Here is an 847-nt window from a genome sequence, read left to right as displayed (position 1 = left end):
GCGGGTGAGGGAGCAGGGCGGGGGCCGGGCCGCTGGTCACCGCGGTGAGCGCGGCGAGAGTCGCCCGCCGGTCCCGCTCCTCCAGCAGATGCGCGGTGCCCCGGAGGCGGTGCCTCCACTCCAGGGCCGCCAGCGCGACAAGGCCGGGGAGGAGGTCGGTGCAGCGGTCCGCGATCCAGCGGGTGCCGCGGGTCGCCATCCACCACGCGGAGGCGGCGCGCGAGGGCGCGATGCCGTCGAGCTCCAGGGACGGCGGGGCGCCGGTCGCGATGGACCGGGCGCGCAGGGCGCTGTGGAACTCCCTGGCCAGCAGCCGGTGCCCGAGCTCGCTCGGATGCAGCCGGTCCACGCTCCAGGCCCGCCGCTCGGCGACCCAACTGTGATCGCCCAGCTCCACATGGACCGCCTCGTACCGCTGGGACAGCGCGTGCACCACGGTGTTCACCGCGCGCATCCGGCGACCGAGCGGGCGGGCGAGCGCGGAGGGCAGCCCCAGCATCCGCCCGGGGTCGGGCAGGCAGGCGGTGAGCACCACGGCGCCGTCGGCGCGCAGCGCGCCGATCGTGCGGTCGAGGGCCTCGGCGACCCGGTGGATGTCGAACGAGTCGCGCAGCGTGTCGTTCCCGCCGACCACGACCGAGGCCAGATGCGGACGGGCGCGGCGGGCCTCGGCCAGTTGCTCATCGGCGACATCGGCGGCCAGCGCCCCGCTGCGGGACACATTGACGAACTCCACCGGCTCATCGGGATGCGGCCCGGTGGCGGCCGCCAGCAGTGCGGCCCAGCCGCGCCATCCGCCGCCGGGCGCCGGGTCGCGGAGCCCCTCGGTGAGCGAGTCGCCGAGGGC

1 protein-coding gene is annotated in these 847 nt (G+C 77.1%); it reads right to left on the bottom strand.

The window, feature by feature from the left end; genetic code table 11:
• Window positions 1–847, bottom strand: an 847-nt coding sequence (locus KN815_RS49400) for an SGNH/GDSL hydrolase family protein (protein WP_216348241.1), incomplete at both ends; no start/stop codon positions are given.

It is taken from the genome of Streptomyces niphimycinicus (genome assembly GCF_018883605.1).
In the GTDB taxonomy this organism is placed as follows: domain Bacteria; phylum Actinomycetota; class Actinomycetes; order Streptomycetales; family Streptomycetaceae; genus Streptomyces; species Streptomyces niphimycinicus.
The sequence above is the reverse complement of the archived record's forward strand: the minus strand, read 5'-3'. Positions and strand labels throughout refer to the sequence as shown.